Source organism: Shigella sp. FJ200513 (assembly GCF_040495915.1).
Taxonomy (GTDB): domain Bacteria; phylum Pseudomonadota; class Gammaproteobacteria; order Enterobacterales; family Enterobacteriaceae; genus ECMA0423.
This window is the reverse complement of record NZ_JBDYCV010000171.1, coordinates 1-5,028: the sequence shown is the minus strand read 5'-3', so window position 1 is coordinate 5,028 and position 5,028 is coordinate 1. Positions and strand designations below refer to the sequence as shown.

The window sequence follows — 5,028 nt, the reverse complement described above, 5'->3', positions numbered from 1 at the left end:
TTTCTGCTCATTATTAGCTCCTTCTGATGCCATTCTATTTCAGGAAGGAGTGTCCGTTAAACTCAGGCTACCTCAGTCCGCACCACTGGCAGAGCAGAAGCGACCATCCTGGTGGATATCGCTCATCAGTTCTGGCATATTCCGCATGAAAAAATCTGGATTGAAGACCAGTCAACAAACTGCGGTGAAAACGCACGCTTTAGCATCACGCTATTGAATCAGGCCGTAGAACGAGTTCATACGGCTATCGTTGTACAGGACCCCACCATGCAGCGGCGCACGATGGCAACGTTCCGCCGTATGACCGGGGACAATCCCGATGCACCACGCTGGTTAAGTTATCCCGGATTCGTTCCTCAGTTAGGAAATAACGCAGACAGTGTAATCTTTATTAATCAGTTACAAGGATTATGGCCGGTTGAGCGTTATCTCTCACTACTCACTGGCGAGCTGCCGCGTTTACACGATGATAGCGATGGCTACGGTCCCCGCGGGCGAGATTTTATCGTTCACGTTGATTTTCCGGCAGAAGTCATCCATGCATGGCAAACGCTGAAACATGATGCGGTGCTCATCGAGGCGATGGAAAGTCGCTCGTTACGTTAAAAATTGCCCGTTTGTGAACCACTTGTTTGCAAACGGGCATGACTCCTGACTTTTATTTCTGCCTTTTATTCCTTTTACACTTGTTTTTATGAAGCCCTCCACAGACTTGTCCTTTCCCGATGCCGTCTCTCTGATGATTGATGTTAATTAACAATATATTCACCGAAAACAAACATATAAATCACAAGAGTCGCCCATGTCAGTACCCGTTCAACATCCTATGTATATCGATGGACAGTTTGTTACCTGGCGTGGAGACGCATGGATTGATGTGGTAAACCCTGCTACAGAGGCTGTCATTTCCCGCATACCCGATGGTCAGGCCGAGGATGCCCGTAAGGCAATCGATGCAGCAGAACGTGCACAACCAGAATGGGAAGCGTTGCCTGCTATTGAACGCGCCAGTTGGTTGTGCAAAATCTCCGCCGGGATCCGCGAACGCGCCAGTGAAATCAGTGCGCTGATTGTTGAAGAAGGGGGCAAGATCCAGCAGCTAGCTGAAGTCGAAGTGGCTTTTACTGCCGACTATATCGATTACATGGCGGAGTGGGCACGGCGTTACGAGGGCGAGATTATTCAAAGCGATCGTCCGGGAGAAAATATTCTTCTGTTTAAACGTGCGCTTGGTGTGACTACCGGCATTCTGCCGTGGAACTTTCCGTTCTTCCTCATTGCCCGCAAAATGGCTCCCGCTCTTTTGACCGGTAATACCATCGTCATTAAACCCAGTGAATTTACGCCAAACAATGCGATTGCATTCGCCAAAATCGTCGATGAAATAGGCCTTCCGCGCGGCGTGTTTAACCTTGTACTGGGGCGTGGTGAAACCGTTGGGCAAGAACTGGCGGGTAACCCAAAGGTCGCAATGGTCAGTATGACAGGCAGCGTCTCTGCAGGTGAGAAGATCATGGCGACTGCGGCGAAAAACATCACCAAAGTGTGTCTGGAATTGGGTGGTAAAGCACCGGCTATCGTAATGGACGATGCCGATCTTGAACTGGCAGTCAAAGCCATCGTTGATTCACGCGTCATTAATAGTGGGCAAGTGTGTAACTGTGCAGAACGTGTTTATGTACAGAAAGGCATTTATGATCAGTTCGTCAATCTGCTGGGTGAAGCGTTGCAGGCGGTTCAATTTGGTAACCCCGCTGAACGCAACGACATTGCGATGGGGCCGTTGATTAACGCCGCGGCGCTGGAAAGGGTTGAGCAAAAAGTGGCGCGCGCAGTAGAAGAAGGGGCGAGAGTGGCGTTGGGTGGCAAAGCGGTAGAGGGGAAAGGATATTATTATCCGCCGACATTGCTGCTGGATGTTCGCCAGGAAATGTCGATTATGCATGAGGAAACCTTTGGCCCGGTGCTGCCAGTTGTCGCATTTGACACGCTGGAAGATGCTATCTCAATGGCTAATGACAGTGATTACGGCCTGACCTCATCAATCTATACCCAAAATCTGAACGTCGCGATGAAAGCCATTAAAGGGCTGAAGTTTGGTGAAACTTACATCAACCGTGAAAACTTCGAAGCTATGCAAGGTTTCCACGCCGGATGGCGTAAATCCGGTATTGGCGGCGCAGATGGTAAACATGGCCTGCATGAATATCTGCAGACCCAGGTGGTTTATTTACAGTCTTAATGAGTGAAAGAGGCGGAGGTTTTTTCCTCCGCCTGTGCGCGTCAGAGTTTAGCGAATTTTTCGAGGGTGCGAATAAGCTGCGTGACGAAGCCATATTCGTTATCGTACCAGGCGACCGTTTTCACCAGTTGTAAATCGCCCACGGCGGTAATTTCCGTTTGCGTGGCATCAAACACTGAACCGAAATGGCTGCCAATGATATCGGAAGAGACTATTTCTTCATCGGTATAACCAAATGACTCGTTATTGGTGGTTGCTTGTTTAAGTGCGTTATTCACCTCTTCGGCAGTCACTTTTTTCCGAGAATGGACACCAGCTCAGTGACCGAACCTGTTTTCACCGGCACGCGTTGCGCATGACCTTTCAGTTTGCCGCTCAGTTCCGGGATCACCAGACCAATGGCTTTTGCCGCCCCCGTAGTGTGGGGAATGATATTTTCTGCCGCTGCGCGTGAAGCACGTAAATCTTTACCACGCGGGCCATCCACCAGTGACTGGGTGCCAGTATAGGCATGAATGGTCGTCATCGTGCCGACTTCTATCCCGAAACTGTCATGCAAGGCTTTGGCCATCGGCGCAAGGCAGTTAGTGGTGCATGACGCCACGGAAACAATGGTGTCGTTGCCATCCAGAGTGTCGTCATTAACGTTATAAACGATGGTTTTCATTTCACCGGCAGGAGCGGAAATCAACACCTTCTTCGCACCAGCATCAAGATGCGCCTGCGATTTATCGGCGGAGGTATAAAAGCCAGTACATTCGACAATGATTTCTGCCCCTTTCGCTTTCCACGGAATATTTTTAGCCTCTTTTTCGGCGTAAACCGCGATACTTTTCCCATCAACGATAAGTGAATCTTCCGTAAAATCAACGCTCCAGGGGAACGGACCATAGTTTGAATCATGTTTCAGCAGATAGGCGAGAATTTTTGGGGAAGTAAGATCATTAATAGCGACAACGTCTATGTTGCTTTTGACTTCAAGTAAACGACGCAACACCAGTCGACCGATACGACCAAAACCGTTAATACCAACTTTACTCATGGTTTTCTCCTGTCAGGAACGTTCGGATGAAAATTGATCCTTTCCAGGCTTAGACCAGGATTGTGGGATGGGCAATCTCCATTCTTACAGTGAAACGTAACGTACTGAAAACGGGTGAACAATATTTAATGAAATTTTGAGAAAAGCCCGTTATGTTAACGGAAAATTATGTTAAAGCAGGAAATGTTATGGAAAATAAATACTCAAGGTTACAAATCAGCATTCACTGGCTGGTCTTTTTGCTGGTTATCGCAGCGTATTGCGCAATGGAGTTTCGTGGTTTCTTCCCACGTAGCGATCGGCCGCTCATCAACATGATTCATGTTTCCTGTGGCATCTCAATTCTCGTGCTGATGGTGGTTCGTCTTTTGTTAAGACTGAAATACCCAACCCCGCCGATTATACCTAAGCCGAAACCGATGATGACGGGACTGGCGCATTTGGGACATTTGGTGATTTATCTCCTGTTTATTGCGCTGCCAGTGATTGGTTTGGTGATGATGTATAACCGGGGCAACCCGTGGTTTGCGTTTGGTTTGACGATGCCTTACGCTTCAGAGGCCAATTTCGAACGGGTTGATAGCTTAAAGTCGTGGCATGAGACGCTGGCGAATCTGGGATATTTTGTCATCGGGTTGCACGCTGCGGCTGCACTGGCACACCACTATTTCTGGAAGGACAACACACTTCTACGCATGATGCCGCGTAAACGTTCCTGAAGGATATTTAAAGAAAACGCCTGTACTAAAACCGACCCGTGGTACAGGCGAAGAATACGGGTCTACATCGGAAGCGCCTATTATATTTATTTGTATGACAAATAAAACCATAATCCTTGCCCATACGTCCATCTGGCTTATTTTTAATCAATTCACCCGATCTTTGATCTCATCAACGGTATCAAAATAAACCAGCGTATAACGTTCAAATCGCACATAAGATTCGATAAACCATGGAGGTTATATGAAAAAACTGGCACTTATTTTGTTTATGGGAACGCTTGTTTCCTTTTATGCCGATGCCGGGCGCAAACCCTGTTCTGGTTCGAAAGGGGGGATCTCACACTGTACGGCAGGCGGCAAATTTGTCTGTAATGATGGTTCTATTAGTGCATCGAAAAAAACATGCACTAACTGAAGTGTAAAAGGGGTGCCATGAGAAAATGAATCTGCTAGTCAGATGCGCGGGGAAAATCCCCGCGCTTGCCCTTACCTGGACGTGCAGGCCATGAGCGCAGCAACCTCCTTATCACCGTCCCGGAACCGCAGTTCGTAGAGCGTTTGTCGGGTCAGGAGTGTGAATGCCAGAATCGTAATGCAGATAATGAGCAGACACACCACCAGAGGGTTGCGCTTCATAGCCTTTCTCCTTGCCGGATGGCGGGTAAGAGGCTAACAATCTGAATTGCTTGGTTCATTCGTTGGCCTCGGTTTGTACTGACCCCAAAAAGTTGGACAGTTAAACACGAGGCATATAGGTCTGATTCCGATATTCATTTGGAGTCAGACCTTTTAATTTCAGGCTAATTCTTCTGCTGTTGTAGTATTCAATATATTCCGTAACAGCATCCTTCAGTTCGCTTATATTACTGAACTCATTAGACTGGCCCCCTGAATCTCCAGACAACCAGTATCACTTATTTAAGTGATAGTCTTAATACTAGTTTTTTGAGGTAGCCTGAGTTTAACGGACACTCCTTCCTGAAATAGAATGGCATCAGAAGGAGCTAATAATGAGCAGAAAA

5 protein-coding genes and 3 pseudogenes are annotated in these 5,028 nt (G+C 47.6%); 5 read left to right on the top strand and 3 right to left on the bottom strand.

Going from position 1 to position 5,028, the window contains the following annotated elements:
• Window positions 1–72 precede the first annotated feature (72 nt).
• A pseudogene (ydcF, locus tag ABZJ92_RS20610) lies at window positions 73–606 on the top strand (DUF218 domain-containing protein YdcF); the annotation flags it as partial.
• Between the two features lie 196 nt (window positions 607–802).
• Entirely contained in the window at window positions 803–2,242 is a 1,440-nt protein-coding gene (gene aldA / locus ABZJ92_RS20605; protein WP_000115920.1) for an aldehyde dehydrogenase, read from the top strand.
• Between the two features lie 41 nt (window positions 2,243–2,283).
• On the opposite strand, the pseudogene gap reads toward aldA, so the two are convergent.
• Window positions 2,284–3,284 (bottom strand): annotated as a pseudogene (gap, locus tag ABZJ92_RS20600) (type I glyceraldehyde-3-phosphate dehydrogenase).
• Between the two features lie 188 nt (window positions 3,285–3,472).
• Between gap and cybB the strand changes: the two are divergent.
• The 3 genes from cybB (at window position 3,473) to yncP (ending at window position 4,515) form a co-directional block, all read left to right on the top strand.
• A complete protein-coding gene (gene cybB, locus ABZJ92_RS20595) occupies window positions 3,473–4,003 on the top strand; it encodes a cytochrome b561 (protein ID WP_000428998.1) in 531 nt (176 codons plus the stop codon).
• A gap of 244 nt (window positions 4,004–4,247) precedes the next feature.
• Window positions 4,248–4,421, top strand: a complete 174-nt coding sequence (locus ABZJ92_RS20590) for a YdcA family protein (RefSeq protein ID WP_000731833.1) — start codon at window positions 4,248–4,250, stop codon at window positions 4,419–4,421.
• A gap of 25 nt (window positions 4,422–4,446) precedes the next feature.
• The gene (gene yncP, locus ABZJ92_RS20585) at window positions 4,447–4,515 is read left to right on the top strand and encodes a hypothetical protein (RefSeq protein WP_212591405.1); all 69 of its coding nucleotides are present in this window, start codon (window positions 4,447–4,449) and stop codon (window positions 4,513–4,515) included.
• Here the strand turns inward: yncP and hokB are convergent.
• Together hokB and ABZJ92_RS20575 are read right to left on the bottom strand one after the other, a co-directional pair.
• The gene (hokB, locus tag ABZJ92_RS20580; protein WP_023517637.1) at window positions 4,493–4,642 is read right to left on the bottom strand and encodes a type I toxin-antitoxin system toxin HokB; all 150 of its coding nucleotides are present in this window, start codon (window positions 4,640–4,642) and stop codon (window positions 4,493–4,495) included. The genes yncP and hokB overlap by 23 nt on opposite strands.
• A 100-nt stretch (window positions 4,643–4,742) precedes the next feature.
• A pseudogene (locus ABZJ92_RS20575) lies at window positions 4,743–4,883 on the bottom strand (IS3 family transposase); the annotation flags it as partial.
• Window positions 4,884–5,028: the final 145 nt, after the last annotated feature.